Below are 403 nucleotides of genomic sequence, written 5' to 3'. Positions count from 1 at the left end.
TAATACCTCTAGAACTGTTGAGAGTGCTTTAAGAGGTCCCATTTTTGAGATAAAAACTGACTGTGGCTTTAATAGCTACGGGTTACAGTGTTCGTGTTATATAGATCGCATAAGCAGGAAAATTTGCTCATAGAATAACATTGAAGTCCTAAACCGGAAAGTCGTGACTTTAGTTCTTTCCACCTATGCGCAATAACATTACTACATCATCAGAGATTTATATTCAGCGACTCTTTTTCTATGTGGCGAAACAGAGACATTTTTTCCTTCCTCTGTTGTCACTAACCTCTTCTTAAATCTCTCAGTAAGTGCTTCGCATTTTTTGTTTACTTTTTCTTGTTCAGCCTCTGGATTTGACTGTACATATTTTTCTAGATGTCTTTTGCTTTGAGTGTGCTTGTAA

The 403-nt window shown here is 36.5% G+C and carries 1 protein-coding gene; it reads right to left on the bottom strand.

Annotation, left to right across the window (positions count from 1 at the left end; genetic code table 11):
• Positions 1-201: 201 nt before the first annotated feature.
• On the bottom strand, positions 202-403 hold a 202-nt coding region (locus tag J7R10_RS09220), incomplete at its 5' end, for a YopJ family acetyltransferase (protein ID WP_484792998.1).

This window comes from Bartonella vinsonii subsp. berkhoffii ATCC 51672, from assembly GCF_902825225.1.
GTDB lineage: Bacteria > Pseudomonadota > Alphaproteobacteria > Rhizobiales > Rhizobiaceae > Bartonella > Bartonella berkhoffii.
The sequence above is the reverse complement of the archived record's forward strand: the minus strand, read 5'-3'. Positions and strand labels throughout refer to the sequence as shown.